The sequence below is a fragment of the Tessaracoccus palaemonis genome (genome assembly GCF_019316905.1).
GTDB classification, from domain to species: domain Bacteria; phylum Actinomycetota; class Actinomycetes; order Propionibacteriales; family Propionibacteriaceae; genus Arachnia; species Arachnia palaemonis.
In genome coordinates, this window is the sequence record NZ_CP079216.1 from 2,247,924 (window position 1) to 2,272,175 (window position 24,252).

A 24,252-nucleotide genomic window follows, 5' to 3' on the forward strand; every position below is an offset into this window, starting at 1 on the left:
CCTCCCGCCGGACACCACTGGGTCAGAGCTTAGCGGGCCGACCTCGGCCGCGGCCGCTCTCAGTCGAGCAGCGTACGGTCGGACAGGCTGGCGCCCTTGATCTTCGAGAACTCCTCGAGGAGGTGTTCCGCGGTGATCGACTTCTTGGCCTGCTCGTCCACCTCCAGCACGACGCGGCCCTCATGCATCATGATCAGCCGGTTGCCGAGCTCGATCGCCTGGTTCATGTTGTGCGTGACCATCAGCGCGGTCAGGTTGTTGCGCGCGACCGCCTCCCCCGTGAGCCGCGTGATGAGCTCGGCCCGGGACGGGTCGAGGGCAGCGGTGTGCTCATCGAGCAGCAGGATGGCCGGCTTCGCGTAGGTGGCCATCAGAAGACTGAGCGCCTGGCGCTGGCCGCCCGAGAGCATGCCGACGCGCATCTCGAGGCGGTCCTCGAGACCCAGCTCGAGGGTGATGAGGGCCTCGCGGAAGACCTCGCGCTTGGCCCGCGTGACCGCCATCCGCAGCCCTCGGCCCTTGCCCCGTTCGAAGGCGATGGCCAGGTTCTCCTCGATCGTCAGGTGCGGCGCGGTGCCGGCCATCGGGTCCTGGAAGACGCGGGCGACGGCGCTGGCGCGGCGGTGCTCAGGCGCCTTCGTGACGTCGTGGCCGTCGATGATGACCCTGCCGCCGTCGGCGGGGTACCGGCCGGAGATGACGTTGAGCATGGTCGACTTGCCGGCGCCGTTGGAGCCGATGACGGTGACGAAGTCCCCCTCGGACAGCTTCAGGGAGAGGTCGTCGAGCGCGACCCGCTCGTTGACCGTGCCGGGGAAGAACCGCTTGGTGACGTTGACGAGCTCGAGCATCACTTGGCTCCTTCCGCGACCGCCGCGGCGGTCCTCCTGCGGATCCGCAGCTTCTTCAGCGGCGCCCACTGGGGCAGCACGAGCGCCAGCACCACGAGCACCGCGGACACCAGCTTCATGTCGTTGGGGTTGAAGCCGTTGTTCAGCGCGATCTGGATCACGCCGCGGTAGATGACGGAGCCGAGGGCAGCGGCCAGCACGGCCTGCCAGACGGCCGTCATGCCGAAGATGGCCTGGCCGACGATCACCGATGCCAGGCCGGCCACGATCAGGCCGATGCCCATCGAGATGTCGGCGAAGCCCTGGTACTGCGCCACGATCGTGCCGCAGAGCGCCACCAGGCCGTTCGACAGGGCGAGCCCGATGACCTTCGTGACGCCCGTGTTGATGCCCTGCGAGGAGGCCATCAACTCGTTGTCGCCCGTCGCACGGATCGCCACCCCGAAGCTCGTGCCCAGGAACCAGTAGACGATGACCCCGACGATGGCGACCACCACGGCGAAGATCGCGACCGACGCCCACGTGCGCAGGAGACCCGCCTCCTGCAGCGGCGTGAACAGCGTCGTCTGGCGCAGCAGCGGCACGTTGGCCTTGTTGCCCATGATGCGGAGGTTGATCGAGTAGAGGGCGATCTGGGTCAGGATGCCCGCCAGCAGCGGGTTGATGTGCCCCCAGACGTGCAGCAGGCCCGTGACCGCGCCGGCAGCCATGCCGGCCAGCGTGCCGGCGACCATCGCAACCGGGACCGGGAGCCCGCCCACGATCAGCATGGCACAGGTGGCGGCGCCCGTCGTGAAGGACCCGTCGACCGTCAGGTCGGGGAAGTCCAGCACTCGGTAGGTGAGGTAGACCCCCAACGCCATGATGGCGTAGAGAAGGCCGATCTCCAGTGCGATGATCATCGGTTCACACGTACTCTCAGTACTTGGTGGTGGCGCGCTCGACGATGGCGTCGGGCAGCGTCAGGCCCTGCGTGGTGGCCGCAGCCTCGTTCACGAAGAGGTCGAACTCCTTCTGCGTGGCCACGGGGATCTCGCTGGCCGGAGTGCCGTCGAGAAGCTTCAGCATGACGGCCGCGGCGTCCCTGCCCTGCTGGGTGTAGTTCACGGACAGGCCGGCGGCGGCGCCGCGCTCGATCGTGGACTCGTCGGAGGCAAACACCGGCGCCTGCTTCTGCTCGCCGACCTGGATGACAGACTCGGCAGCGGACACGACCGTGTTGTCGGTCGGGATCAGGAAGGCGTCGACGTCGAGAGACTCGGCAGCCTGCTGCACCTCCGAGCTGTTGGTGACGGTGGCGGTCCTGATCTCCAGGCCCAGCGTCGCGGCTGCGTCGGTGGCCTCCTGGACCTGGACCTCGGAGTTGACCTCACCGGACGCGTAGACGATGCCGACGGTCTTCACCCCAGGCATGGCCTCCTGGATGAGCTCGAGCTGGTCGGCCATCGGGTTGAGGTCGGAGACCCCTGTGATGTTGGCGTCCGGCGCGTCCCAGGAGCCGACGAGCCCGGCGGACTCCGGGTCTGTGACGGCGGCGAAGACGACCGGGCGGTCCGTGATCACGTTGGCCAGCGCCTGGGCCGTCGGGGTGGCGATCGCGAGGAAGGCGTCGTAGTCCGAGGAGGCGAAGGTGTTGGCGATGTTCGTCAGCGTCGTCTGGTCACCCTGCGCGTTCTGCTCATCGAAGGTGACCTCGACGCCGGCCTCCTCGAAGGCGGCCTTGAAGCCCTCGGTCACGGCGTCCAGCGCCGGGTGGGACTGGATCGTGGCGATCCCGATCGAGTACGACGCCGCGCCGCTCTCGGATCCGGGTGTGGGCTCCCCCGTCGAACCTCCGCAGGCGGACAGGGACAGGGCGGCTGCGACGCCGAAGGCGAGTGCCGTGATCTTCATCGTTCTCCTCGTGGAGCTGGGGGGTGACCGAGACAGCCTAACCGTCCCCTGTGGGCCGGCAGGGGGGCCGTCCGGGATCAGACGGTCTTGTCCGCCTTCTTGACGACCGCGTCGGGAATCGCCACGCCCATGGCCTCGGCCGCGCCCGGGTTGATGACCAGCTCCAGGCTCTCCTGGAGCTCGACCGGCATGTCAGCCGGGTCGGCACCCTCGATGATGCGCACGAGCATCTCCCCCGTCTGGCGCCCCTGTGCCTCGTAGTCGGTGGCCAGCGCTGCGGCGGCGCCGCGCTCCACCGAGTCGGCGTCGGATGCCACCAGCAGTCGGTGGTGCTGCTCGGCCACCTGCACCATGGACTCCATGGCGGACACGACGGTGTTGTCCACGAGCACGAAGTAGGCGTCGACGTCGAGCGACTCCGCGGCCTGCTGAACCTCGGAGCTGTTGGTGACGGTGGCGGTCAGCACCTCGATGCCCAGCTGCCTGCCGGCCTCGACCGCGGCCTCGGCCTGCACCTGGGCGTTGACCTCCGCTGAGGAGTAGACGATGCCGACGGTCTTGACGCTCGGGTCGATCTCGGTGAGCACCTGCAGCTGCTGATCCGTCGGCAGCTGGTCGCTGGTGCCCGTGACGTTGCCGCCCGGCGCGTCCATGGAGTCGACGAGTCCTGCGGCAGCGGGGTCGGTGACGGACGCGAACACGATGGGCCGGTCCGTGATGACCTGGGCCAGCGCCTGCGCCGGCGGGGTCGCGATGGCGACGAAATAGTCCTTGTCGGAGGCCGCGAAGGTGTTGGCGATGCTCGCCAGCGTCGCCTGGTCCCCCTGCGGGTTCTCCAGGGACATCTGCAGGTTCTCCCCCTCGACGTATCCCGCGTCTGCCAGGGCCTCGGTGATGCCCTCGTACAGCAGGTCCAGGGACGGGTGCGACACGATGGTGACCGCACCCACGCTCACGCTGCGCTTCTCCCCGGATGGACTCGTCGTCGCTGTCGAGCCCCCCTGCGCGCAACCGGCAAGCAGCAGCGCGCCGAGTGTCATCCCGGCAAGCCCACGTCGCAGCATCTTGTTCCTCTCGGTGATCTCCGGCCTGACAGCTTACGCCGCATCCTCCGTGCAATGGAAAAGAGGGGCCCCGAAGGGCCCCTCCTGACTCAGCGTGCGTCAGCTCACTTGGCTTCGGCGGTCTCCTCGACCTCGACGGTCTCGTCGACCTCGGGGGTCTCCTCGGCCACGGGGGCCACGTCGACGACCGGCTTGGCGGCGGCGGGCGCGGCCTTCGGCGCGACGGCCTCGGTGATGACCTCGATCATCGCCATGGGGGCGTTGTCGCCCTTGCGGGGGCCGAGCTTCGTGATGCGGGTGTAGCCGCCCTCACGCTCGGCGACGGCCGGGGCGATCTCGTCGAACAGCACGCGGACGACGGCGGGATCGGTCACCGACTGCAGCACCAGACGACGCGAGTGCAGGTCGCCGCGCTTCGCCTTGGTGATGAGCTTCTCGGCCAGGGGCTGCACGCGGCGGGCCTTGGTCTCGGTGGTCGTGATGCGGCCGTGCTCGAAGAGCTGGGTCGCCAGGTTACGCAGGATGATCCGCTCGTGGGTCGGGCTGCCGCCCAGACGGGGACCCTTGGTTGGCTTGGGCATTGGTGTTTAACTCCAGGTGTAGATGCGTTGGGCGGTCAGTACTGCTCGGTCTCGGCGAAGTCCGAGTCCTCGTCGTAGCGCTCGATGGCCTGCATCGGGTCGAAGCCCGGGTGCGAGTCACGCAGCGCGAGTCCGAGGCCGGCGAGGGTCTCCTTGACCTCGTCGATGGACTTCGAACCGAAGTTGCGGATGTCGAGCAGGTCCTCTTCGCTGCGCGCGACGAGCTCACCCACGGTGTGGATGCCCTCGCGCTTGAGGCAGTTGTAGGAACGCACCGACAGCTCCAGGTCCTCGACCGGGAGGTTCAGGGACTCCGTGATCTGCTCGTCGACGGGCGACGGGCCGATCTCGATGCCCTCGGCCTCGACGTTCAGCTCACGCGCCAGGCCGAAGAGCTCGACCAGGGTGCGACCGGCCGAGGCGACGGCGTCGCGGGGCAGGATCGAGTTCTTGGTCTCGACGTCGACGATCAGGCGGTCGAAGTCCGTGCGCTGGGCGACACGGGTGGCCTCGACCTTGTAGGTGACCTTGAGCACCGGCGAGTAGATCGAGTCGACCGGGATGCGGCCGATCTCGGACTCGGGGTCCTTGTTCTGCGCAGCGGACACGTAGCCGCGTCCACGCTCGACGACGAGCTCCATCTCGAGCTTGCCGTTGTCGTTGAGGGTGGCGATGTGCAGATCCGGGTTGTGGATCTCGACACCGGCCGGGGGCTGGATGTCCCCGGCGGTGACCGCACCGGCACCGGCCTTGCGCAGGTACATGACGACGGGCTCGTCCTCCTCGGACGACAGCACGAGGCCCTTGAGGTTGAGGATGATCTCGGTGACATCCTCGACGATGCCCTCCAGGGTGGAGAACTCGTGCTGGTTGCCCTCGATCTTGATGCTGGTCACCGAGGCGCCCGGGATGGACGACAGGAGGGTGCGACGCAGCGAGTTGCCGAGGGTGTAGCCGAAGCCGGGCTCCAGCGGCTCGATGACGAACCGGGAACGGAACTCGGAGACGACCTCTTCGGAGAGGGTCGGGCGCTGAGCGATGAGCATTGACTGTCCTTCCCGCGCCAACCGCTATCTGATGGCGCGAATGGTGTTGTCTGGTTGAGGCCCGTGGGCCTCGAAAGACCGCCGGCCGGAACGCGTCCGGCCGACGGCCCTGGGATCACTTCGAGTAGAGCTCGACGATCATCTGCTCGGCCACGTCGATCACGATCTGCTCGCGGACGGGGAGCTGGTGAACGAGGATGCGCATCCGGTTCGGACGGGCCTCGAGCCACGCGGGGACGGTGCGGTCGCCGTGGGTCTCCCGGGCGATCACGAAAGGCGTCAGGTTCAGCGACTTCTCGGCGACGTCGATGATGTCCTTGGCGCGGACGCGGTACGAGGGGATGTTCACGCGCTGGCCGTTCACGAGGAAGTGGCCGTGAACGACGAGCTGGCGGGCCTGACGACGCGTAGCGGCGAACCCTGCGCGGTACACGACGTTGTCGAGACGCGACTCCAGGATCTGCAGCAGACGGTCACCGGTCTTGCCGGCGGAGCGGTCAGCCTCTTCGTAGTAGCGACGGAACTGCTTCTCGAGCACGCCGTACGCGTAACGAGCCTTCTGCTTCTCCTTGAGCTGCAGCGAGTACTCGGAGTCCTTCGTGCGGCCGCGGCCGTGCACACCCGGGGGGTACGGGCGACGCTCGAAGGCCTTGTCGTTGCCGACAAGGTCAGTCCCGAGACGACGGGACTTCTTGGTCATAGGGCCGGTGTAACGAGCCATGTTCTTAGTCCTTTACTCTCTCGGTCGATCAGACGCGACGACGCTTGGGCGGACGGCAGCCGTTGTGCGGCACCGGGGTCACGTCGGAGATCGCGCCGACCTCGAGGCCGACGGCGCCGAGCGAGCGGATCGCGGTCTCACGGCCGGAGCCGGGGCCCTTGACGAACACGTCGACGCGCTTCATGCCGTGCTCCATGGCGCGGCGGCCAGCGGCCTCGGCGGCCATCTGGGCGGCGAACGGGGTCGACTTACGCGAGCCCTTGAAGCCGACGGTGCCGGCAGAGGCCCACGCGATCACGGCACCGGTGGGATCGGTGATCGAGATGATGGTGTTGTTGAACGTGCTCTTGATGTGCGCCTGGCCGGCGAGCACATTCTTCTTCTCCTTGCGGCGCACCTTGGTCTTGGCGCCCGCCTTACGGCTTGCAGTAGCCATAAAAGTCTTTCTCCTTGAGTCCTGAGAAGCCCTGACCTAAGGTCAGCGGGCCTTCTTCTTGCCAGCGACGGCCTTCTTCTTGCCCTTGCGGGTGCGCGCGTTGGTCCGCGTACGCTGACCACGAACCGGGAGGCCGGCGCGGTGGCGGCGGCCCTGGTAGTTGCCGATCTCGACCTTGCGACGGATGTCGGCGGCGACGCTACGACGCAGGTCACCCTCGGTCTCGTAGTTGGCTTCGATGTGGTCACGCAGCGCGACGAGCTGATCGTCGGTGAGCTGGTGGACTCGCAGATCGCCGCTCACTCCAGTGGCGGCGAGGGTCTCGGCGGCGCGGGTCTTCCCGATGCCGAAGATGTAGGTCAGTGCGACCTCGAGGCGCTTCTCGCGCGGGAGGTCGACACCAATGAGGCGTGCCATCAGGCGGTACCTTTCTGAAAACTCGGTCCTGGCTCCATGGGAGCCCGGTCATGGACCGCGAAGGTGTGTGGCGTGACGCGTCCCCGCCGCCTGTGGTGCCTCGGTGGCACCGACGGGGCCTTGGCCTTCGTCCAAGGGTGGGAACCCCGGTCAAGGGGGTCCTTGCAATCACGTTGCTATCTAGTTGTCGGCGGTGTGGGGACCAGACCCTTACCGCGGTGCTCTGCTCATCTGAGGCCTCGCGGCCCCGGAATCAGCCCTGACGCTGCTTGTGGCGGGGGTTTTCGCAGATCACCATCACACGACCGTGCCGGCGGATGACCTTGCACTTGTCGCAGATCTTCTTGACGCTCGGCTGAACCTTCATTCGAGCAACCTTTTCAATCAGCGACTGGGCGCTTGGCAGCACCCAATCTTGTGGTGGATTTCCGGTGGCCGTCACCCGGGCACGCTCGCACGCGTCCGGGCGGGGACGACCGACGCACCAGCTTACGCCACGCGGGCGCGCGGCCCAAATCGCCCCCGAAACACAGCAACGCGCCGCACCCCTGACGGGGCGGGCGCGTCGAGCGGCCTGGGAGGCTCACTTGTGACGGTAGACGATGCGTCCTCGGGTGAGGTCGTAGGGAGACAGCTCCACGACGACGCGGTCGGCCGGCAGGATGCGGATGTAGTGCTGGCGCATCTTGCCGCTGATGGTCGTCAGGACCTTGTGCCCGTTGGCGAGCTCCACGCGGAACATCGCGTTCGGCAGTGCCTCGACCACGGTGCCCTCGAGCTCGAGGGCTCCTTCTTTCTTCGCCATGAACTCTCATTCTGTCGCGCCGGCGGGCCTGTGCGCCGCCGGAGTGTACTTCAGACAGGCATTTTACGCCGAAGCTGGAGGTCTTTCCAAATACGGGGCTCGGCAACTCACTAGCCTGTGGACCCATGAAGTACTTCGCAGTCCAGTACACCTATTCGTCCGACGCCGATGCCCTGGCGGCGATCCGGCCGAAGCACCGCGAGTTCCTCGCGTCCCTGGCGGGCGGGTCGCTGATCGCCAGCGGCCCGTACGTGGACGTCGAGGTGGCCAGCGCGCTGCTGCTGTTCCGGGGCGAGACTGCGGCGGAGATCGCCGCGCTGCTGGACGAGGACCCGTTCTGGCACGCCTCGCTGATCGTGGGCCGCTCGATCACGGAGTGGAACCCCGTGATCGGCGTCTTCGCCGGCTGAGTCACTCGACGTCCGCCGACGGCACGACCCAGGTGTTGCACTCCCCCAGGGCGTCGGCGTAGAGACCGCGCAGCCCCCAGTTGGCGACCGAGTCGGGAGAGCCGTGCACGCCGTCGTCGATGGTGGCGCGCAGGTACGGCTCGATGGTGTCGAAGACCTCCCGGGTCAGGTCGACGGAACCGTCGCGGGCGATCTGCGCGTAGGCGAAGCAGGTGGCCTGGAGCTCGAGTCGCCTGACCGGCTCGTTCCCGGACAGGCCCGCCGAGGCCTCCATCATGCCGGCCAGCGCCTGGAGATGGTGGCCGTACTCGTGGCCGGCGACCTCCTTGACACCCAGGTCGTACCAGCTGGTGCCGTTCAGGGCGGTCACGCCGAAGTAGATGGCGCCGCCCTGCGCGGAGCAGTACAGCGCCGGCGCCTCCACCCAGCCACAGGGGGTGTCGACGCCCTCCGCGTCGTAGAAGTAGTACGGGATCCCGGTGGCATCGAAGCCGAGGGCCGCGAGCACCGGGGCCCACGCCTCCTGGAGGCAGTCGAGCTGGCCGCCCGCCAGGTCCTCCAGCTCCTCCATGGATCCGGCGGACGCCGGAGCGGGACAGCCCACCTGTCCTGGCGCGGCGACCTCGTAGAGGGCGCTGCTCTGCAGCGTCCGCCCGGCCGCGTCCGTCGCGCTGGGCGCGGGGAGGGCGGGCCAGGTCCGCTCGGGCAGTCCGGGCTCCGGGGCGGCGCTCGGGGTCGCGACCGGTGCCGACGCGGTGACGGAGGGCCGGGGCGTCGCCACGTCGGGATCAGCGGGCTGCGGCTGGAGCCGCGCGACCATGGACCCGACGAGCGACGCGGCGAGCAGGGCCACGAGCAGCGCGGCCGCCAGCGCGCCGACGACCAGCCCGACGCCCGAGGCGCCGCCGCGTCTCCGGCCGCCGGTTCGTGGCGCACGGCGCCAGCCGGCCATCAGCCCACCGCCGACGGCGCTGCCACCCAGGTGTTGCAGGCCTGGTAGGTCGTGGCGTACAGGCCTCGCGCCCCCCAGTCGAGCAGCGAGTCCTGGCTGCCGTGGATATCGTCCGAGAGCATCGTCCCGAGCCGCTGCATCCAGCCCTCGTACTCCTCGACGCCGAAGTCGACGGCCTCATTGTTGATGGTGAGGGCGGCAGACAGGCACGTCGCCTGCAGTTCGGCCCGCCTGTCGAGCTCGGCTCCCCCGGACGCCGCGACCTTCACCGCCGTGATGCCGAACAGCGACTGGAGGTGGTGCGCGTACTCGTGGTTGACCATCTCGTTGACCGACAGGTCCCAGTACTTCGCCATCTGGAAGTGGCCGGTGCCGAAGTGCGCGGACCCGTCGCCCGCCGAGCAGTAGAAGGCGGGCGCGTCGATCCAGCCGCAGGCGCTGTCGGCCCCGTTACCGTCGTAGAAGCTGACGGCAGGCTCAGTCACGCCCAGCCCGTAGCCGGCCAGCACGGGCGCCCACGCCTCCTGCAGGCAGTGCCACTGCGCGCGAACGGCCCTCTTCCAGGCCGCACGGGATGAGACCCTGGCCGGGGCCGGGCAGCCGGTCAGTGAGATGACGGGGAGCGCGTTGAGCGCCGCGGTCTGGGCCGGGTACAGCTCCGAGTCCGGGTCCGGGTCCGGCAGATCGGGAAGCGTGCGGGTCGGCAGCTGCCACGCGCCGGCGCCGACATCGACGCCGAGCGGCAGGTCGATGCCGGCCGTGACGCTCATGGTCGGGGCCGTGACCGTCGCCACCCTGGAACCGCCGCCGCCCAGCAGCGAGGAAGCCGCCGCCAGGGCCGCCAGCACGAGCACGGCAGCAACCGCCGTGCCTGCCGCCCGGACGCGTCGGGCACCCTCGTCCGCGGGCGCGGCACGCCGCGGCTGCGGAGGCGGTTCTCGGTTCGACACGCTGGCAGGCTAGTGCGAGAGTCGCTCAGAACAGCAGGATGCCGACGAGCACGGCGATCACCACGACCAGCGAGAGGCCGACCGCGCCCACCAGGATGGTCAGGGGCATCAGGTTGCGCGCGGTCGAGACCTCGCCGGCCGGGGTGCTGCCCTGCGCGACGATCGCCGGCACCCCGGCCGACGCCGCGGGCAGCTGTTCGATGACGGGCACGAGCTCGCCGAGCGCGCGGGCCCCGTAGACGACGTCCATGGCCGCGGCGTACTCGTCGTGCGTCACCCGGCCCTCGGCGAAGGCGGAGTTGAGCCGTGCGGTCAGCGACTCCCGCTCGACATCGTCGACCGGATCCGCGGCGCGTTGGAGGTACTTCGAGCTGGGAGGCAGGGCCATGGGCCCATGATAGGCGTCAGTCGGCGAGCGGGGCGTAGAGGTCGCCCAGCCGGGACTCGCCGCCGTCGGCCTCCGTCAGCACCCAGACGCCGCCGGGCGTGATCGCGACCGTGTTCTCCCAGTGGGCGCCGCGCGAGCCGTCGCGGCTCACGACGCTCCACTCGTCGTCGAGCTCGAGGGTGTGGTGCGTGCCGCGGGTGAGCATCGGTTCGATCGCCAGGACCATGCCGGTGCGCAGCCGGGCCGTGGGGCGCGGGCGGTACCAGTTCGGCACGTCCGGCTCCATGTGCATCTGGGTGCCGATGCCGTGGCCGGTGTACTCGCGCAGCGACCCGTAGCGCACGGGCAGCGACTTGACGTAGCCCTCGATGGCCCTGGAAACGTCGCCGACGCGGCCGCCGTCGCGCATCTGACGCGCGCCGGCCCACATGGCCTCACAGGTTGCGTCGACGAGCGCGACGTCCGCAGGGTCTGCCGAGCCGACGATGACGGTCCGGGCAGCGTCCCCGTGCCAGCCTCCCACGATGGCGCCGAAGTCGATGGAGACGACGTCGCCGTCCTCGAGCGGACGGTCGTCGGGGATGCCGTGCACCAGCGTGTCGTTGACGGAGATGCAGGCGACGGCGGGGAACGGCGCACCGTACTCGGCGCCGTAGCCGAGGAAGGAGCTCAACGCGCCGTTGCGGGTGAGGACCTCGCGGCCGATGGAGTCGAGCTCACGGGTGGTGACCCCGATGGCGGCGGCCCCGCACATGGCGGCAAGGCCATCGCTCACCACGAGACCGGCCCGCCGCATCAGCTTCAGCTGAACTGCGTCCTTGATCTCGATCTGGCTCATCTGGCGGTGTGTGCGTCCACGAGGCCGAACATCCGCTGGCGGACCTCCTCGACCGATCCGGTTCCGTCGACCTCGACGAGGAGGCCCTTGGACTCGTAGTGGAACAGGAGCGGGGCGGTCTGGCCCGCGTAGACCTCCATCCGGCGGCGGATGGTGTCCTCGTTGTCGTCGGCGCGTCCCTCGAGCTCGGCGCGCTGCAGGAGGCGCTGCACGAGCGCCTCTGGCTGCACCATCAGCGACACGACCGCGTCGAGCGCCTGGCCGTGCTCCGTGAGGTGGCGGTCGAGGAAATGCACCTGATGCATGGTGCGGGGGAAGCCGTCGAGCAGGAACCCCTGCGCGCAGTCGGGCTCCGCCAGCCGCGCGGCGACGATCTCCTCGGTCACGTCGTCGGGCACGTACTCGCCGGCGTCGATCAGTTCCTTGACCTTGATGCCGAGCGGCGTGGCGTTCCTGATGTTGTGCCTGAAGATGTCTCCGGTTGAGATCGCGGGAACCCCGTACCTGGCGGCCAGTTCGGTCGCCTGGGTGCCCTTGCCGGCGCCGGGGGCGCCCATGATCAACAACCTCATCGCAGGAATCCTTCGTAGTTACGCTGCTGCAGCTGGCTCTCGATCTTCTTGACGGTGTCGAGGCCGACGCCGACGATGATGAGGATCGACGTGCCGCCGAACGGGAAGTTCTGCTGAGCACCGACCGCGATGAACGCGAGCGTCGGGATCAGGGCGATCGTCGCCAGGTACAGCGAGCCAGGCGCGGTCAGCCGTGACAGCACGTAGGCGAGGTAGCGCTCGGTCGGCTTCCCGGCACGGATGCCGGGGATGAAGCCGCCGTACTTCTTCATGTTGTCGGAGACCTCTTCGGGGTTGAAGGTGATCGACACGTAGAAGTAGCAGAAGGCGATGATGAGGACGAACTGGACGACCGTGTACACCCACGAGTAGACGCCGCTGCCGGTGAAGTTGGCGATGATCCACTCGGACACCGCGCCCTCGGGGCGGAAGGTGGCGTACAGGACCGGCAGGTACATGATCGACGAGGCGAAGATGACGGGGATGACGCCGGACTGGTTGACCTTCAGCGGGATGTAGGTGGTGGAGCCGCCGACGAGGCGACGCCCGACCATGCGCTTGGCGTACTGGACCGGGATGCGGCGCTGCCCCTGTTCGATCCAGATGATCGCGAGCATGACGAGCAGCCCGATGCCGATGACGGCGAAGAAGAGGAACCATCCGACGGCGCCGGGGTGGCCCTGCTTGATCGACCACAGGCCGGTCGGGAAGCTGGCCGCGATCTGGGTGAAGATCATGATCGACATGCCGTTGCCGATGCCGCGCTCGGTGATCAACTCGCCCATCCACATGATGACGCCGGTGCCGGCGGTCATGATCAGGACCATCGTGATCAGGGGGAACAGCTCCTCGGAGTAGATGATGCCCGTGCAGCCCTGGAACAGCTGGCCGGTGCGCGCCATCGTGACGTACGCGGTGGCGTTCAGCACGGCGAGCACCAGCGTCAGATACCGGGTGTACTCGGTGATCTTCGCCGTGCCGGAGGCACCCTCCTTCTTGAGGGCCTCGAGCTTGGGGATCACGACCGTGAGGAGCTGCAGGATGATCGACGCGGTGATGTAGGGCATGATGCCGAGCGCGAAGATCGTCAGGTGCAGCAGCGCACCACCGGAGAACAGGTTCACGATCGAGTACAGCCCGGCCTGGTCGCCACTGGAGGCGAGGTCGACGCACTCGTTGATGCGCGACATGTTGACGTTCGGGGTGGGGATCGATGAGCCGAGTCGGAACACGGTGATGATGCCCAGCGTGAAGAGGATCTTCTTGCGAAGGTCCGGGGTCTTCAACGCGTTAGCGAGAGCGGAGAGCATCCGGTTACTACTTTCGACTGATGACACGTGGGTCGCGCGCACATGGCACGGCAACCATGGCAGCCTACCAAGCCCCGCCGCTGGCAGACAAAACACCCTGCACAAATGAACCGACGGGGTGGGTCCGCCAGAAGCGGACCCACCCCGTCGATGGTGATGCGCGGTTGCGCCTCAGAGCTCGTTCGCGGAGCCGCCGGCGGCAGCCAGCTTCTCCTTGGCGGAGCCGGAGAACGCGTGAGCGGTCACGTCGAGCTTGACGGCCACGTCACCGGTGCCGAGCACCTTGACGAGCTTGCCGTCGCGCACCGCACCGGCGGCGATGAGCTCGGCGACGCCGACCTTGCCACCCTGCGGGAACAGCTCGGCGATCCGGCCGACGTTGACGACCTGGAACTCCACGCGGAACGGGTTCTTGAAGCCCTTGAGCTTCGGGAGCCGCATGTGCAGCGGCATCTGGCCACCCTCGAAGTTCTCCGGAACGTTCTTGCGAGCGCCGGTACCCTTCGTGCCGCGACCAGCGGTCTTACCCTTGGATCCCTCACCGCGGCCAACACGGGTCTTCGCCGTCTTGGCGCCCGGGGCGGGACGCAGGTGATGAAGCTTCAGCGACATGGTCACTTCACCTCTTCCACGGTAACGAGGTGGGCGACGGTGCGGATCATGCCGAGGACCTCGGGGCGGTCCTCGCGGACGACCTGGTCACCGATGCGCTTGAGGCCGAGCGTACGCAGCGTGTCACGCTGGTACTGCTTGCCACCCACCCCAGACTTTGCCTGGGTGATCTTGAGACGAGCCATTACTTGGCCACCTCTTCCTTGGCTGCGCGGAGCAGAGCCGCCGGGGCGACGTCCTCCACGGCCATGCCGCGGCGACGTGCCACGGCCTCGGGCTCCTCGAGCTGCTTCAGCGCGTCGACGGTGGCGTGCACCACGTTGATCGCGTTGGAGGAGCCGAGCGACTTGGCGAGGACGTCGTGGACGCCCGCGCACTCGAGGACCGCACGCACCGAGCCACCGGCGATGACGCCGGTACCGGGGCTGGCCGGACGGAGCATGACGACACCGGCCGCCTTCTCGCCCTGCACCGGGTGCGGGATCGTGCGCTGGATCAGCGGAACGCGGAAGAAGTGCTTCTTGGCCTCTTCAACGCCCTTGGCGATCGCGGCCGGCACCTCCTTCGCCTTGCCGTAACCGACGCCGACGTTACCCTCGCCGTCGCCGACGACGACCAGTGCGGTGAAGCTGAAGCGACGACCACCCTGGACGACCTTGGCGACGCGGTTGATGGTCACCACGCGCTCGAGGTACTTGTTCTCTTCCTTGGGAGCCTGGCCACGACGATCGTCACGGCCACGACGGTCCCCGCCGCCGGAACGGCGCTGCTGGGTCTCACTCATCGTGAATACCTATCCTTTCGTCGTATCAGAAGCCGAGGCCGGCCTCGCGGGCGGCGTCGGCCAGAGCCGCGATCCGCCCGTGGTACTTGTTACCGGCCCGGTCGAAGACGACCTGCTCGACACCCGCAGCCTTGGCGCGGGCGGCGATCAGCTCGCCGACCTTCTTGGCCTTGGCCGACTTGTCGGCCTCGGTGGCCCGCAGGTCCGCCTCCATCGTCGACGCGGAGGCCAGCGTGGTGCCGGCGACGTCGTCGATGACCTGGACGAACAGGTGACGCGAAGAGCGGGTCACAACCAGGCGGGGACGCTCGGGAGTGCCGTTGATCTTCTTGCGGGCACGCAGCTGACGGCGCGTACGGGACGCGACCTTCGGAGCAAGCGACTTGTTGTGCTTGATCGAGATGGCCATTACTTACCAGCCTTTCCAGCCTTGCGGCGGACGTGCTCGCCCGCGTAGCGGACACCCTTGCCCTTGTAGGGCTCCGGCTTGCGGATCTTGCGGATGTTGGCCGCGGTCTCGCCGACGAGCTGCTTGTCGATGCCCTTGACCGAGAACTTGGTCGCGGACTCGACGGTGAACTCGATGCCCTCGGGGGCGTCGACGATCACGGGGTGCGAGAACCCGAGCGCGAACTCGAGCTGCTTGGGGCCCTTGGAGATCACGCGGTAACCGACGCCGACGATCTCGAGCTTCTTCTCGTAGCCCTCGGTCACACCGGTGATCATGTTGTTCACCAGCGTGCGGGTCAGGCCGTGCAGAGAACGGTTCTGGCGCTCGTCGTTCGGACGCGCGACCTCCAGCAGACCGGCCTCGTTGCGGCCGATCGTGATGGGCTCAGCGATCGTCAGCGCCAGGGAACCCTTGGGACCCTTGACGTCGACCTGCTGGCCGTCGAGCTTCACGTCGACACCTGACGGGATGGCGATGGGGAGCCTGCCAATTCGTGACATGTTGTTTCCTCCTTACCTATCGCCGCGTCACCAGACGTAGGCGAGAACTTCGCCGCCCACGGACTTGGCCTTGGCGTCGCGGTCGGTCAGCAGACCCTGCGACGTCGAGATGATGGCGATGCCCAGGCCGCCGAGCACCTTCGGCAGCTCGGTGGACTTCGCGTAGACGCGGAGACCGGGCTTGCTGATGCGCTTGATGCCGGAGATCGAACGCTCGCGGGACTCGCCGTACTTCAGCGAGACCTTGAGCGTCTTGCCGACCTGGCCCTCGACCTCGGTCAGCTCGTAGCCGGCGATGTAGCCGTTGGCCTTGAGGATCTCGGCGATACCCACCTTGATCTTCGACGACGGCATGGACGTGGAATCCTGGAACGCCTGGTTGGCGTTGCGGACACGCGTGAGCATGTCTGCGATCGGATCAGTCATCGTCATGACTTATTTCCTCATTTCTCACACCGGTTTCCGGGAACGCTCCCGGACCTGGTGTTAGTTGATGTGTTCAGTGGGTCGATTCACCAGGACGACTTGGTCACGCCCGGCAGCTCGCCGGCGTGGGCCATTTCGCGGAGGCAGACACGGCAGAGCCCGAACTTGCGGTAGACCGAGTGGGGTCGGCCGCACTTCTGGCAGCGGGTGTAGGCGCGCACGCCGAACTTCGGCTTGCGGGACTGCTTGACCTTGAGTGCTGTCTTAGCCATTGCTCAGCTCACTTCTTCTTCTTGGCGTAGTACGCGGGACCGCGCTTGGCCGACTGCTTCTTCGGGTCGTCGACGGCCTTGAACGGGAAGCCGAGGTGCTTGAGCAGCGCGCGACCCTCCACGTCGTTGGTCGCGGACGTCACGAAGGTGATGTCCATGCCGCGCACGCGGTCGATCTTGTCCTGATCGATCTCGAGGAACATGACCTGCTCGGACAGACCGAAGGTGTAGTTGCCGTTGCCGTCGAACTGGCGGCCGTTGAGGCCACGGAAGTCGCGGATACGGGGCAGCGCGAGCGTCAGGAGACGGTCCGCGAACTCCCACATGCGGTCGCCACGCAGCGTGACGTGGCACCCGATGGGCTGGCCCTCACGGAGCTTGAACTGCGCGATGGACTTGCGGGCCTTGGTGACGGCCGGCTTCTGACCGGTGATCGCGGTGAGGTCGCGGATGGCGCCCTCGATGATCTTCGAGTCGCGTGCGGCCTCGCCGACACCCATGTTCACGACGATCTTCACCAGACCGGGGATCTGCATGACGTTGGAGTACTGGAACTCCTCCTGCAGGGCCGGGACGATGGTCTCGCGGTACTGGGCCTTCAGACGGGGCATCGCGGTAGCGGTGGCGGTCATCAGATCTCCTCCCCGGTCTTGCGGGCGATGCGCACGGAGCGCTGCGCCTGGTACTCGGTGCCGTCGGCGTGCTTCTTGGTGACGTCGACGCGCTTGTAACCGACGCGCGTGACGACCTCCTTGCCGTCGACCTTCACAACGAGCTGGACGTTGCTGACGTGGATGGGGGCCTCGACCGTGATGATGCCGCCCTCGATCTTCTTGCCCGCGGCGGTCTGCGACTCGCGACGGTGCTTCTTGACGAGGTTGACGCCCTGCACGGTGACGCGCTCGGCCTTGGGATCGACGGCGATGACCTCGGCCACTACGCCCTTGTCCTTGCCCGAGATGACCTTGACGCGGTCACCCTTCTTGATGTGGAGCGATGCCATGATCAGATCACCTCCGGGGCGAGCGAGACGATGCGCATGAACTTCTTCTCACGCAGCTCACGGGCGACGGGGCCGAAGATGCGGGTGCCACGGGGCTCCCCGTCGTTCTTCAGGATGACGGCCGCGTTCTCATCGAACTTGATGTAGGAACCGTCGGCGCGGCGACGCTCCTTGACGGTGCGGACGACGACGGCCTTGACCACGTCGCCCTTCTTGACGTTGCCGCCAGGGATGGCATCCTTGACGGTGGCGACGATGGTGTCGCCCAGGTAGGCATAGCGGCGCTTGGTGCCACCGAGCACACGGATGCAGAGGATCTCCTTTGCACCAGTGTTGTCGGCGACCTTCAGTCGCGACTCCTGCTGGATCATTACTTCTCCTTGCTCCACCGGTTCCCATGCATAAGGCCTTGTGAAACTAGAAACGAACCCCCTGGATTCTGCCAGGAGGCAACCCCCAGCTCGAGGGAGAGGGGGCCTTAGCCATTGCCCGGGAAGGGTCCCCCCGAAGGGGCACAGACCCAAGGCAACTGGGTAAGTCTATCCCAGGGGCGCCATGCCACGAAATCGTGCCTGGCGCAACCCGGGCTCACTCGGAGCGGAGCGCCTCGACGGGGTCCTTGCGCGACGCGGTGCTGGCCGGCATCAGGCCCGCGACCGACGTCAGGCCCATGCTGATCAGCACCAGGATGATCGCCGCCTGCCACGGCAGCACCGCCACATTCTCGACGCCGAAGTTCGCCGCGACGATCGCGTTGGCCGGGATCGTCATGAGCGCGGTGATGGCCACGCCGAGCGCGCCGGCGACGAAGCCGACGATGAGGGTCTCGGCGTTGAACACCGTGCGGATGTCGCGCTTGCGGGCGCCGACGGAGCGCAGGATGCCGATCTCCTTCTTCCGCTCGAGCACCGAGATGTAGGTGATGACGCCGATCATGATCGACGAGACGACCAGCGAGATGGCGACGAAGGCGATCAGCACGTAGCTGATGGTGTTGATGATGTCAGTGACCGACGTCATCAGCGCACCCACGATGTCGGTGTAGGTGACCACCCTGTCGTCGTCGCCCGCATCGCGGGCGTCGTCGTTGTAGGTGTCGAGGATGTTGATGACCTCGGCCTTCGACTCGAAGTCGATCGGGTAGATGTCGATGTTCGACGGGTTGTCGAGGTCGGCGTACCCGAGAGTGCGCAGGTTCCCCTCCAGCGACGCTGCCTCGGTGTTGGCCATCGACATCAGCAGGCGGGTCAGCTCGTCGGTGCTGCGGTTGAGCTGGAAGGCGTCGAGGAACGCGTCCTCGTTGATGCCCATGGCACTCGACATGTTGTCGGCCAGCGACGCCATCGAGGACTCGAGCGCCGAGCCGATCTGCGACGAGAGTGCCGCGCCGAGCTGAGAGGAGAGGTCGGCGGAATAGGCCGCCACGACCTGGTCGACGTAGTCGCCGAGGATCGGCTGCAGCTGCGCGCTGAGCGCGTCGGTGTCCACATAGGTCCCGGCCTCTGCAAGCAGCGCCGCCCCCTCGTCCGTGGCGAGGAACGCCGGGAGGTTGGTCCCGATGTCCGCCGGGTCCAGGTTGTTGGCCTGGGCGTACGCGAGGTAGCCCTGGACGAGGCGTCCGGCGAGCGAGTCGTCGGCCGCCTGGGCGGCGTCGTCGGCATCGGGCGTGTCGGGGGTCAGCGACGCCAGCAGCGCCTGGCCCTCCGGGGAGGCGAGGAAGGCCGGCATCGTGGTGGCCACGTCGCTCGGGTCCGCCCCGGTGGTCACGGCAAAGGCGAGGTAGGCCTCGAGGAGCTGCTGGGCCGCCTCGGCGTCGAGGGCCTCTCCCCCGGCTGCCAGGGCCGCCTGGCCCTCCGCGGAGGCGAGGAAGGCCGTCAGCGTCGCCGGGTCGGTCGGGTCGAGGCCGGCTGCGGTCGCCCATTGCGTGTAGGCCTCGACGAAGGCTGTCACCGCGGCGGTGAGCACCTCGGTGTCGACCTGCGGCGCGGACGGCGTGGCTTCGCCGTCGTCCTCGGCCTCTGGGAGCTTGATCACGCTGCTGAGGTCAAGCTGCGAGAGAATGTCGGCCACGTCGAGGGCCGGCAGCTTGGACGCGTCGAGTTGCACATCGTCCAGGCCCAGGTCGAGGTTGGACAGCTCCGACTCCAGGGCCGACGTGTCGAGCTGCAGCTTCGACTGGTCGAACGTGAAGGCGCCGGCCAGCGCGTCCTCGTCGATGGTGAACAGGGAACTGAGGTCGGCCTCCTCTCCGTCGTCCTCGGCGCCGAACTCCTTGCCGGTGAACACGTCGACGTCCGGGTCGGCGAGCTGGCTCTGCACGATGGCGGAGTCGGTCGCGTCGGCGATCATGTGCTCGGTCAGGTCGCGGGTGTAGTAGATGCCCGGCTGCAGGGTCGACGAGTCGCCGCTCGGCTGGACGACCCCGACGACCCGCAGTTCGTCGCCGTCGTCGACGAGATCTGTGACGTAGTCGGTGTCGTCGGAGCGGTCGGTCCACACGTCGAACTCGTCGTCGTAGGAGTAGAGGTCCGCGGAGTCGACGGCCTTGAAGGTCACCCCCATCAGTTCCTGGTAGCTGTAGGTGCCGGGGTCGTCGGGGACGGTCACGTCCCCCTCGATCGCGACCTGCTTGACCATGTCGTCGAGCTCCTGCGGGTCGCGCAGCCCCATCGCGTACAGGGTGAGGTCGCTCACCCCCCCGCTGCCCGTCAGCACCAGGGCGACCTCGTCGTAGGCGGTCGGCCAGCGGCCGGCCACCACCTCGGCGTTGTTCTCGACCAGCGACAGGTCGTCTACCAGCTCGGAGAAGACGCTGGTGCTCGACGAGCTGGACAGCAGGCTGCTGGCGGATGTGCTCGACCCGAAGCCCAGCGACGAGAAGGTGGTGTCCGGGTTGACCTGGCGGACACCGTCGGACGTGTCCGAGGCGTAGATCAGCGGCGAGACGTCGTAGGAGTACTGGATGGAGTTGACGTAGTCGTCGATGCCTCCGCCGTTCGCGTCGAGGAAGCTCTTCAGCGAGCGGAGGTCGTTCGTGCCGACGCTGCCGAACATCGACGCCATGAGCTGCACCTCGTGCACGTCGCCGTCATCCGTGTCACCGGAGCCGGAGGCCTCCTGCGCGATGCCGCTGGAGGCGGTCAGCAGGCTGGTCAGGTCCACGCCCTGCCGCTGGATCGACAGCGGATAGAGCGAGAGCGTGTCCTCCTCGACCCCCTTGATGTAGGCGTTGACGCCGTTGGCCAGGGCGAGGATCGAGGCGATGCCGATGATGCCGATGCTGCCCGCGAAGGACGTCATCAGCGTGCGGCCCTTCTTCGTCATGAGGTTGTTGAAGGACAGCGCGATGGCGGTGGGGAAGCTCATCGCGGTGCGGCGGGCCTTCCTGCCCTCCCGCTCGACGGCCTGCGGCACGAAGGGGTCGGTGTCGGACGCGATCACGCCGTCCTTCAGCGACACGATGCGGGTGGCGTACTCCTCGGCGAGCTCGGGGTTGTGGGTCACCATGACGACCAGCCGGTCTCTGGCGATGCTCGTGAGCAGGCCCATGATCTGCACGCTGGTGGTCGAGTCGAGCGCGCCGGTGGGCTCGTCGGCCAGCAGGATCTCGGGGTCGTTGACCAGCGCGCGGGCGATGGCGACGCGCTGCATCTGCCCGCCGGAGAGCTGGCTGGGACGCTTGTGGATGTGGTCGCCGAGGCCCACGTCCTGCAGCGCGGCGGTGGCGCGACGTCGTCGCTCGGCCCGGGAGACGCCCGCCAGGGTCAGCGCGAGTTCGACGTTGGCCAGCACACTCTGGTGCGGGATCAGGTTGTAGCTCTGGAAGACGAATCCGATGCGGTTGTTGCGGTAGGCGTCCCAGTCCCGGTCGCGGTAGCTGGACGTCTCGATGCCGTCGATGATCAGGTTGCCCGAATCGTAGTGATCCAGCCCTCCCACGATGTTCAGCATGGTCGTCTTGCCCGAGCCGGACGGGCCGAGCACCGCCACGAACTCGGAGTCGCGGAAGGCGATGGAGACGTCGTTCAGCGCGACCTGGGTGAAGTCACCTGTCGTGTAGGTCTTGCGGACGTCCCTGAGCTCGAGCATGCGGGTCTTTCCTGGAGGGCCAATCGGGCGTACACAGCTTACGTGGAGATAGAAAACACTCCTGTATCGGGGCGTTGCAGCACCCCTGGCATGCTTGAGGCATGGAGTTCATCACGCGTCTGGTCGTCACGGCCGCTGCCACCGCCGTCGCCGTCTGGCTGGTGCCGGGCGTCGAGCTTACCGCCGTCGACACCGCCGACAAGGTCATCACGCTGCTGGTCGTGGCCCTGATCTTCGGCCTGGTCAACGCGTTCATCAGGCCGGTCGTGACCTTCTTCAGCGGCTGCCTCGTGCTCATCACGTTCGGCCTGTTCCTGCTGGTCATCAACGCCCTGATGCTTGAGCTCACAAGCTGGGCTGCGGGCACCCTCGGCCTCGGCTTCCACGTGGAGGGATTCTGGCCCGCCTTCTGGGGCTCGGTGATCATCTCGATCGTGGGCGCTGCCCTCGGCGCGCTCCTCGACCCCGACCGTGCCTGACCGGCGACGCGCCCCTTCAGCCGTCCTTTCGGACGGCTGAAGGTCAAGATCCTGCCTGTCGGCGAATCCAGGGGCCGTGGCCCCCTGCGCTGTCTCCGCGTTCCCCCCAACTGACCGGTTGCCCTTCGGCCTCCGTCATACGCGGTTGTTGCCGAAAGCGTACGACGTGCCTTATGCCACTGTCCATGGTTTTTCGTCAAATGCGAGGCGGCCCGTCCCACAAGGGGACGGGCCGCCTGGCTGAATCGCCTTACTTGGCGCGCTCAACGATCTCCACGAGACGCCAGCGCTTCTGCGCGGACAGCGGGCGGGTCTCCATGACCCGCACGCGGTCGCCGATGCCGGCGTCGTTGTTCTCGTCGTGCGCCTTGACGCGCGAGGACTTGGTCATGACCTTGCCGTAGAGCGGGTGCTTGACGCGCTCCTCGACCATCACGACGATCGTCTTGTCCATCTTGTCGGAGACGACAACGCCCTGGAGGACCTTGCGGCTGTTGCGCTCTGCGGTGGGGGTGGTTTCACTCATGTTCACTTCTCCTCGGCCTCGGGCTCGTCTTCGATGCCGAGGTTGCGCTCCTGCAGCACCGTGTAGATGCGGGCGATGTCCTTGCGGACGGAACGCAGCCGGGCGCTCGACTCCAGCTGCCCGGTCGCCGCCTGGAAGCGGAGCCCGAACAGCTCCTCCTTCAGCTCGACCACCTTGGCGTTGAGCTGCTCGCGCGAGAGACCACGCAGGTCGTTTGCGGTAAGAGCCTTACTCATCAGATGTCACCTGCTTCGCGCTTGATGAAGCGTGCCTTGAACGGCAGCTTGTGGATGGCCAGACGCATGGCCTCACGGGCCACCTCCTCCGGAACACCGGAGAGCTCGAACAGCACGCGGCCGGGCTTGATGTTGGCGACCCACCATTCGGGCGAGCCCTTGCCGGAACCCATGCGGGTCTCGGCGGGCTTCTTGGTCAGCGGGCGGTCGGGGTAGACGTTGATCCACACCTTGCCGCCACGCTTGATGTGACGGGTCATGGCGATACGAGCTGCCTCGATCTGACGGTTGGTCAGGTAGGAGGACTCGAGCGCCTGGATGCCGTAGTCACCGAAGGCGAGCTTGGTGCCGCCCTTGGCCGCACCGTCACGCTTCGGGTGGTGCTGCTTACGGAACTTCACTCGACGAGGAATCAGCATGTTCAGGCTCCTGCGTTCTCAGTAGCGGGCGCAGCCGGGGCCTCAGCCTGAGCTGCGTCGGCGCGACGGCGACCACCGCGCTCGGGACGGTCCCCACGGCCCTCGCCGCGGCCGGGGCGACGGCCCGGACGCTGACGGCCACCGGGGGCGGAGTTGCGGGCCTCACGCTGGGCCTGACGCTCGGCCTTGGTGCCGGCGACGTCGCCCTTGTAGATCCAGACCTTGACGCCGATGCGACCGAAGGTCGTACGGGCCTCGAAGAAGCCGTAGTCGATGTCCGCGCGCAGGGTGTGCAGCGGCACCTGGCCGTCGCGGTAACCCTCGGAGCGGGACATCTCGGCGCCGCCGAGACGGCCGGAGCACTTGATGCGGATGCCCTTGGCGCCGGCGCGCATGGCCGTCTGCTGGGCCTTGCGCATGGCGCGACGGAAGGCGACGCGGGCGCCGAGCTGCTCGGCGATGCCCTGGGCGACCAGCTGAGCGTCGGTCTCGGGGTTCTTGACCTCGAGGATGTTCAGCTGGACCTGCTTGCCGGTGAGCTTCTCCAGCTCGCCACGCACGCGCTCCGCCTCGGCGCCGTTACGGCCGATGACGATGCCCGGGCGAGCGGCGCGCAGGAAGATGGTGACGCGCTCGGAGCGACGCTCGATCTCGATGGACGAGATGCCGGCGCGCTCGAGGTTCTTGGTCAGGTACTCACGGATCTTGACGTCCTCGCCGACCAGCTGCGCGTACTGCTTGTCGCTGAACCAGCGCGTCTTGTGATCGGTGGTGATGCCGAGACGGAAGCCGTTCGGGTTGATCTTCTGGCCCATTGTCAGGCTCCCTTCGTCTCGCGGGGCTCCACGACCACGGTGATGTGCGACCCACGCTTCAGGATGCGGGAGGCCGAACCCTTGGCGCGCGGGCGGATGCGACGGAGGGTGACACCCTCGTCGACAAACGCCTTGGAGATGTAGAGGTCGTCGGCGCGCAGAGCCTCAGCGGACTCTGCGTTGGCCACGGCGGAAGCCACGACCTTGTAGACCGGCTCGGAGGCGGCCTGGGGCGCGAACTTCAGCGCGGTCAGGGCGTCGTTGACGTCCATCCCGCGGACCAGGTCGACGACGCGGCGGACCTTGGTGGAGCTCATCCGGACGTGGCGCGCAATGGCGTACGAGCCAGGACGATCCCCGAGCAGGGTTTCCCGTCGACGGCTGTTGCCGTTTTCGTTGCTCATAG

At 67.5% G+C, this 24,252-nt stretch carries 35 protein-coding genes; 2 read left to right on the forward strand and 33 right to left on the reverse strand.

All coding sequences use genetic code 11. The features are described 5' to 3' along the window. Positions 1 to 59 precede the first annotated feature (59 nt). The 11 genes from KDB89_RS10155 to infA all read right to left on the reverse strand — a co-directional run bounded on the left by KDB89_RS10155 (position 60) and on the right by infA (position 7,814). Complete coding sequence (locus tag KDB89_RS10155; protein WP_219080725.1) at positions 60 to 851, reverse strand: ABC transporter ATP-binding protein; 792 nt, start codon at positions 849 to 851, stop codon at positions 60 to 62. Beyond that, a complete protein-coding gene (locus KDB89_RS10160) occupies positions 851 to 1,753 on the reverse strand; it encodes an ABC transporter permease (protein ID WP_219080727.1) in 903 nt (300 codons plus the stop codon). The genes KDB89_RS10155 and KDB89_RS10160 overlap by 1 nt, the downstream gene beginning before the upstream one ends. Positions 1,754 to 1,769: 16 nt before the next feature. Further along, positions 1,770 to 2,744 carry an ABC transporter substrate-binding protein gene (locus KDB89_RS10165; RefSeq protein ID WP_219080729.1) on the reverse strand — a complete coding sequence of 325 codons (975 nt, stop codon included), beginning with the start codon at positions 2,742 to 2,744 and terminating at the stop codon, positions 1,770 to 1,772. Between the two features lie 77 nt (positions 2,745 to 2,821). Then, positions 2,822 to 3,700 (reverse strand): ABC transporter substrate-binding protein, encoded by an 879-nt coding sequence (locus KDB89_RS10170; protein WP_219080731.1) that lies wholly within the window; start codon positions 3,698 to 3,700, stop codon positions 2,822 to 2,824. 212 nt (positions 3,701 to 3,912) lie between these two features. Beyond that, positions 3,913 to 4,389, reverse strand: a complete 477-nt coding sequence (gene rplQ / locus KDB89_RS10175) for a 50S ribosomal protein L17 (RefSeq protein WP_219080733.1) — start codon at positions 4,387 to 4,389, stop codon at positions 3,913 to 3,915. Between the two features lie 35 nt (positions 4,390 to 4,424). Then, a complete protein-coding gene (locus KDB89_RS10180; protein ID WP_219080735.1) occupies positions 4,425 to 5,435 on the reverse strand; it encodes a DNA-directed RNA polymerase subunit alpha in 1,011 nt (336 codons plus the stop codon). 115 nt (positions 5,436 to 5,550) lie between these two features. Further along, positions 5,551 to 6,156: a 30S ribosomal protein S4 gene (gene rpsD / locus KDB89_RS10185; protein WP_219080737.1), complete on the reverse strand. Its 606-nt coding sequence runs from the start codon at positions 6,154 to 6,156 to the stop codon at positions 5,551 to 5,553. 28 nt (positions 6,157 to 6,184) lie between these two features. Next, positions 6,185 to 6,592 (reverse strand): 30S ribosomal protein S11, encoded by a 408-nt coding sequence (rpsK, locus tag KDB89_RS10190; RefSeq protein ID WP_219080738.1) that lies wholly within the window; start codon positions 6,590 to 6,592, stop codon positions 6,185 to 6,187. 42 nt (positions 6,593 to 6,634) lie between these two features. Next, complete coding sequence (gene rpsM / locus KDB89_RS10195) at positions 6,635 to 7,009, reverse strand: 30S ribosomal protein S13 (protein ID WP_219080739.1); 375 nt, start codon at positions 7,007 to 7,009, stop codon at positions 6,635 to 6,637. Positions 7,010 to 7,262: 253 nt separating this feature from the next. Continuing rightward, complete coding sequence (rpmJ, locus tag KDB89_RS10200) at positions 7,263 to 7,376, reverse strand: 50S ribosomal protein L36 (protein WP_020575560.1); 114 nt, start codon at positions 7,374 to 7,376, stop codon at positions 7,263 to 7,265. Positions 7,377 to 7,592: 216 nt separating this feature from the next. Next, positions 7,593 to 7,814, reverse strand: a complete 222-nt coding sequence (gene infA / locus KDB89_RS10205; protein ID WP_068749455.1) for a translation initiation factor IF-1 — start codon at positions 7,812 to 7,814, stop codon at positions 7,593 to 7,595. Between the two features lie 125 nt (positions 7,815 to 7,939). On the opposite strand from infA, the gene KDB89_RS10210 reads away from it, so the two are divergent. After that, positions 7,940 to 8,224, forward strand: coding sequence for a YciI family protein (locus KDB89_RS10210; RefSeq protein ID WP_219080740.1), 285 nt, complete (start codon positions 7,940 to 7,942; stop codon positions 8,222 to 8,224). Position 8,225: 1 nt separating this feature from the next. Here KDB89_RS10210 and KDB89_RS10215 read toward each other — a convergent pair whose 3' ends face one another. The 17 genes from KDB89_RS10215 to KDB89_RS10295 all read right to left on the reverse strand — a co-directional run bounded on the left by KDB89_RS10215 (position 8,226) and on the right by KDB89_RS10295 (position 21,371). Next, positions 8,226 to 9,176, reverse strand: a complete 951-nt coding sequence (locus KDB89_RS10215; RefSeq protein ID WP_219080741.1) for a hypothetical protein — start codon at positions 9,174 to 9,176, stop codon at positions 8,226 to 8,228. After that, positions 9,176 to 10,126, reverse strand: coding sequence for a neutral zinc metallopeptidase (locus KDB89_RS10220; RefSeq protein WP_219080742.1), 951 nt, complete (start codon positions 10,124 to 10,126; stop codon positions 9,176 to 9,178). Before KDB89_RS10220 ends, KDB89_RS10215 begins: the two co-directional genes overlap by 1 nt. 25 nt (positions 10,127 to 10,151) lie before the next feature. Next, positions 10,152 to 10,514, reverse strand: a complete 363-nt coding sequence (locus KDB89_RS10225; RefSeq protein WP_219080743.1) for a DUF1707 SHOCT-like domain-containing protein — start codon at positions 10,512 to 10,514, stop codon at positions 10,152 to 10,154. Positions 10,515 to 10,530: 16 nt separating this feature from the next. After that, positions 10,531 to 11,352: a type I methionyl aminopeptidase gene (gene map, locus KDB89_RS10230; protein WP_219080744.1), complete on the reverse strand. Its 822-nt coding sequence runs from the start codon at positions 11,350 to 11,352 to the stop codon at positions 10,531 to 10,533. Continuing rightward, a complete protein-coding gene (locus KDB89_RS10235) occupies positions 11,349 to 11,924 on the reverse strand; it encodes an adenylate kinase (protein ID WP_219080745.1) in 576 nt (191 codons plus the stop codon). The genes map and KDB89_RS10235 overlap by 4 nt, the downstream gene beginning before the upstream one ends. Further along, a complete protein-coding gene (gene secY, locus KDB89_RS10240; RefSeq protein WP_219080746.1) occupies positions 11,921 to 13,234 on the reverse strand; it encodes a preprotein translocase subunit SecY in 1,314 nt (437 codons plus the stop codon). Before secY ends, KDB89_RS10235 begins: the two co-directional genes overlap by 4 nt. Positions 13,235 to 13,405: 171 nt before the next feature. Continuing rightward, positions 13,406 to 13,846 (reverse strand): 50S ribosomal protein L15, encoded by a 441-nt coding sequence (rplO, locus tag KDB89_RS10245; protein WP_219080747.1) that lies wholly within the window; start codon positions 13,844 to 13,846, stop codon positions 13,406 to 13,408. Positions 13,847 to 13,848: 2 nt separating this feature from the next. Next, a complete protein-coding gene (rpmD, locus tag KDB89_RS10250) occupies positions 13,849 to 14,031 on the reverse strand; it encodes a 50S ribosomal protein L30 (RefSeq protein WP_219080748.1) in 183 nt (60 codons plus the stop codon). Next, on the reverse strand, positions 14,031 to 14,630 hold the full coding sequence (gene rpsE / locus KDB89_RS10255) for a 30S ribosomal protein S5 (protein ID WP_219080749.1): 600 nt from the start codon (positions 14,628 to 14,630) through the stop codon (positions 14,031 to 14,033). The genes rpmD and rpsE overlap by 1 nt, the downstream gene beginning before the upstream one ends. Positions 14,631 to 14,655: 25 nt before the next feature. Beyond that, the gene (gene rplR / locus KDB89_RS10260; RefSeq protein WP_219080750.1) at positions 14,656 to 15,039 is read right to left on the reverse strand and encodes a 50S ribosomal protein L18; all 384 of its coding nucleotides are present in this window, start codon (positions 15,037 to 15,039) and stop codon (positions 14,656 to 14,658) included. Beyond that, on the reverse strand, positions 15,039 to 15,581 hold the full coding sequence (gene rplF / locus KDB89_RS10265) for a 50S ribosomal protein L6 (protein WP_219080751.1): 543 nt from the start codon (positions 15,579 to 15,581) through the stop codon (positions 15,039 to 15,041). The genes rplR and rplF overlap by 1 nt, the downstream gene beginning before the upstream one ends. A 27-nt stretch (positions 15,582 to 15,608) precedes the next feature. Further along, positions 15,609 to 16,013, reverse strand: a complete 405-nt coding sequence (rpsH, locus tag KDB89_RS10270; RefSeq protein ID WP_219080752.1) for a 30S ribosomal protein S8 — start codon at positions 16,011 to 16,013, stop codon at positions 15,609 to 15,611. 80 nt (positions 16,014 to 16,093) lie between these two features. Beyond that, entirely contained in the window at positions 16,094 to 16,279 is a 186-nt protein-coding gene (locus KDB89_RS10275; protein ID WP_219080753.1) for a type Z 30S ribosomal protein S14, read from the reverse strand. A gap of 8 nt (positions 16,280 to 16,287) precedes the next feature. Continuing rightward, a complete protein-coding gene (rplE, locus tag KDB89_RS10280) occupies positions 16,288 to 16,911 on the reverse strand; it encodes a 50S ribosomal protein L5 (RefSeq protein WP_219080754.1) in 624 nt (207 codons plus the stop codon). Next, a complete protein-coding gene (gene rplX, locus KDB89_RS10285) occupies positions 16,911 to 17,282 on the reverse strand; it encodes a 50S ribosomal protein L24 (protein ID WP_219080755.1) in 372 nt (123 codons plus the stop codon). Before rplX ends, rplE begins: the two co-directional genes overlap by 1 nt. A gap of 2 nt (positions 17,283 to 17,284) precedes the next feature. Further along, complete coding sequence (rplN, locus tag KDB89_RS10290) at positions 17,285 to 17,653, reverse strand: 50S ribosomal protein L14 (RefSeq protein ID WP_219080756.1); 369 nt, start codon at positions 17,651 to 17,653, stop codon at positions 17,285 to 17,287. Positions 17,654 to 17,870: 217 nt separating this feature from the next. After that, positions 17,871 to 21,371: an ABC transporter ATP-binding protein/permease gene (locus KDB89_RS10295; RefSeq protein WP_219080757.1), complete on the reverse strand. Its 3,501-nt coding sequence runs from the start codon at positions 21,369 to 21,371 to the stop codon at positions 17,871 to 17,873. A gap of 101 nt (positions 21,372 to 21,472) precedes the next feature. Here KDB89_RS10295 and KDB89_RS10300 point away from each other — a divergent pair, with 101 nt between their 5' ends. Continuing rightward, the gene (locus KDB89_RS10300; RefSeq protein WP_219080758.1) at positions 21,473 to 21,850 is read left to right on the forward strand and encodes a phage holin family protein; all 378 of its coding nucleotides are present in this window, start codon (positions 21,473 to 21,475) and stop codon (positions 21,848 to 21,850) included. A gap of 250 nt (positions 21,851 to 22,100) precedes the next feature. Here the strand turns inward: KDB89_RS10300 and rpsQ are convergent, their stop codons facing one another. The 5 genes from rpsQ to rplV are packed head-to-tail and all read right to left on the reverse strand — an operon-like array spanning position 22,101 to position 24,250. Then, complete coding sequence (gene rpsQ, locus KDB89_RS10305; protein ID WP_219080759.1) at positions 22,101 to 22,376, reverse strand: 30S ribosomal protein S17; 276 nt, start codon at positions 22,374 to 22,376, stop codon at positions 22,101 to 22,103. 2 nt (positions 22,377 to 22,378) lie between these two features. Then, a complete protein-coding gene (gene rpmC / locus KDB89_RS10310) occupies positions 22,379 to 22,612 on the reverse strand; it encodes a 50S ribosomal protein L29 (protein ID WP_219080760.1) in 234 nt (77 codons plus the stop codon). Then, on the reverse strand, positions 22,612 to 23,031 hold the full coding sequence (gene rplP / locus KDB89_RS10315) for a 50S ribosomal protein L16 (protein WP_219080761.1): 420 nt from the start codon (positions 23,029 to 23,031) through the stop codon (positions 22,612 to 22,614). Before rplP ends, rpmC begins: the two co-directional genes overlap by 1 nt. 2 nt (positions 23,032 to 23,033) lie before the next feature. After that, positions 23,034 to 23,846, reverse strand: coding sequence for a 30S ribosomal protein S3 (rpsC, locus tag KDB89_RS10320; protein ID WP_219080762.1), 813 nt, complete (start codon positions 23,844 to 23,846; stop codon positions 23,034 to 23,036). A gap of 2 nt (positions 23,847 to 23,848) precedes the next feature. Next, on the reverse strand, positions 23,849 to 24,250 hold the full coding sequence (gene rplV / locus KDB89_RS10325) for a 50S ribosomal protein L22 (protein WP_219080763.1): 402 nt from the start codon (positions 24,248 to 24,250) through the stop codon (positions 23,849 to 23,851). Positions 24,251 to 24,252 lie beyond the last annotated feature (2 nt).

Excerpts from the sequence above, each read along its gene's own strand:
- KDB89_RS10160 (WP_219080727.1), bottom strand. The coding sequence starts at position 1,753 with ATGATCATCGCACTGGAGATCGGCCTTCTCTACGCCATCATGGCGTTG.
- rplN (WP_219080756.1), bottom strand. The coding sequence starts at position 17,653 with ATGATCCAGCAGGAGTCGCGACTGAAGGTCGCCGACAACACTGGTGCA.
- rpsH (WP_219080752.1), bottom strand. The coding sequence starts at position 16,013 with ATGACGATGACTGATCCGATCGCAGACATGCTCACGCGTGTCCGCAAC.
- KDB89_RS10300 (WP_219080758.1), top strand. The coding sequence starts at position 21,473 with ATGGAGTTCATCACGCGTCTGGTCGTCACGGCCGCTGCCACCGCCGTC.
- rplE (WP_219080754.1), bottom strand. The coding sequence starts at position 16,911 with ATGACCGCCACCGCTACCGCGATGCCCCGTCTGAAGGCCCAGTACCGC.
- KDB89_RS10210 (WP_219080740.1), top strand. The coding sequence starts at position 7,940 with ATGAAGTACTTCGCAGTCCAGTACACCTATTCGTCCGACGCCGATGCC.
- rplP (WP_219080761.1), bottom strand. The coding sequence starts at position 23,031 with ATGCTGATTCCTCGTCGAGTGAAGTTCCGTAAGCAGCACCACCCGAAG.
- rpmJ (WP_020575560.1), bottom strand. The coding sequence starts at position 7,376 with ATGAAGGTTCAGCCGAGCGTCAAGAAGATCTGCGACAAGTGCAAGGTC.
- rpmD (WP_219080748.1), bottom strand. The coding sequence starts at position 14,031 with ATGGCTCGTCTCAAGATCACCCAGGCAAAGTCTGGGGTGGGTGGCAAG.
- rpsE (WP_219080749.1), bottom strand. The coding sequence starts at position 14,630 with ATGAGTGAGACCCAGCAGCGCCGTTCCGGCGGCGGGGACCGTCGTGGC.
- KDB89_RS10155 (WP_219080725.1), bottom strand. The coding sequence starts at position 851 with ATGCTCGAGCTCGTCAACGTCACCAAGCGGTTCTTCCCCGGCACGGTC.
- rpsQ (WP_219080759.1), bottom strand. The coding sequence starts at position 22,376 with ATGAGTGAAACCACCCCCACCGCAGAGCGCAACAGCCGCAAGGTCCTC.
- rplQ (WP_219080733.1), bottom strand. The coding sequence starts at position 4,389 with ATGCCCAAGCCAACCAAGGGTCCCCGTCTGGGCGGCAGCCCGACCCAC.
- rpmC (WP_219080760.1), bottom strand. The coding sequence starts at position 22,612 with ATGAGTAAGGCTCTTACCGCAAACGACCTGCGTGGTCTCTCGCGCGAG.
- rplO (WP_219080747.1), bottom strand. The coding sequence starts at position 13,846 with ATGTCGCTGAAGCTTCATCACCTGCGTCCCGCCCCGGGCGCCAAGACG.
- rplV (WP_219080763.1), bottom strand. The coding sequence starts at position 24,250 with ATGAGCAACGAAAACGGCAACAGCCGTCGACGGGAAACCCTGCTCGGG.
- map (WP_219080744.1), bottom strand. The coding sequence starts at position 11,352 with ATGAGCCAGATCGAGATCAAGGACGCAGTTCAGCTGAAGCTGATGCGG.
- KDB89_RS10180 (WP_219080735.1), bottom strand. The coding sequence starts at position 5,435 with ATGCTCATCGCTCAGCGCCCGACCCTCTCCGAAGAGGTCGTCTCCGAG.
- KDB89_RS10215 (WP_219080741.1), bottom strand. The coding sequence starts at position 9,176 with ATGGCCGGCTGGCGCCGTGCGCCACGAACCGGCGGCCGGAGACGCGGC.
- rplF (WP_219080751.1), bottom strand. The coding sequence starts at position 15,581 with ATGTCACGAATTGGCAGGCTCCCCATCGCCATCCCGTCAGGTGTCGAC.
- rpsK (WP_219080738.1), bottom strand. The coding sequence starts at position 6,592 with ATGGCTACTGCAAGCCGTAAGGCGGGCGCCAAGACCAAGGTGCGCCGC.
- rpsD (WP_219080737.1), bottom strand. The coding sequence starts at position 6,156 with ATGGCTCGTTACACCGGCCCTATGACCAAGAAGTCCCGTCGTCTCGGG.
- KDB89_RS10295 (WP_219080757.1), bottom strand. The coding sequence starts at position 21,371 with ATGCTCGAGCTCAGGGACGTCCGCAAGACCTACACGACAGGTGACTTC.
- KDB89_RS10165 (WP_219080729.1), bottom strand. The coding sequence starts at position 2,744 with ATGAAGATCACGGCACTCGCCTTCGGCGTCGCAGCCGCCCTGTCCCTG.
- KDB89_RS10225 (WP_219080743.1), bottom strand. The coding sequence starts at position 10,514 with ATGGCCCTGCCTCCCAGCTCGAAGTACCTCCAACGCGCCGCGGATCCG.
- secY (WP_219080746.1), bottom strand. The coding sequence starts at position 13,234 with ATGCTCTCCGCTCTCGCTAACGCGTTGAAGACCCCGGACCTTCGCAAG.
- KDB89_RS10275 (WP_219080753.1), bottom strand. The coding sequence starts at position 16,279 with ATGGCTAAGACAGCACTCAAGGTCAAGCAGTCCCGCAAGCCGAAGTTC.
- infA (WP_068749455.1), bottom strand. The coding sequence starts at position 7,814 with ATGGCGAAGAAAGAAGGAGCCCTCGAGCTCGAGGGCACCGTGGTCGAG.
- rplX (WP_219080755.1), bottom strand. The coding sequence starts at position 17,282 with ATGGCATCGCTCCACATCAAGAAGGGTGACCGCGTCAAGGTCATCTCG.
- rpsC (WP_219080762.1), bottom strand. The coding sequence starts at position 23,846 with ATGGGCCAGAAGATCAACCCGAACGGCTTCCGTCTCGGCATCACCACC.
- rplR (WP_219080750.1), bottom strand. The coding sequence starts at position 15,039 with ATGGCCATCTCGATCAAGCACAACAAGTCGCTTGCTCCGAAGGTCGCG.
- KDB89_RS10235 (WP_219080745.1), bottom strand. The coding sequence starts at position 11,924 with ATGAGGTTGTTGATCATGGGCGCCCCCGGCGCCGGCAAGGGCACCCAG.
- rpsM (WP_219080739.1), bottom strand. The coding sequence starts at position 7,009 with ATGGCACGCCTCATTGGTGTCGACCTCCCGCGCGAGAAGCGCCTCGAG.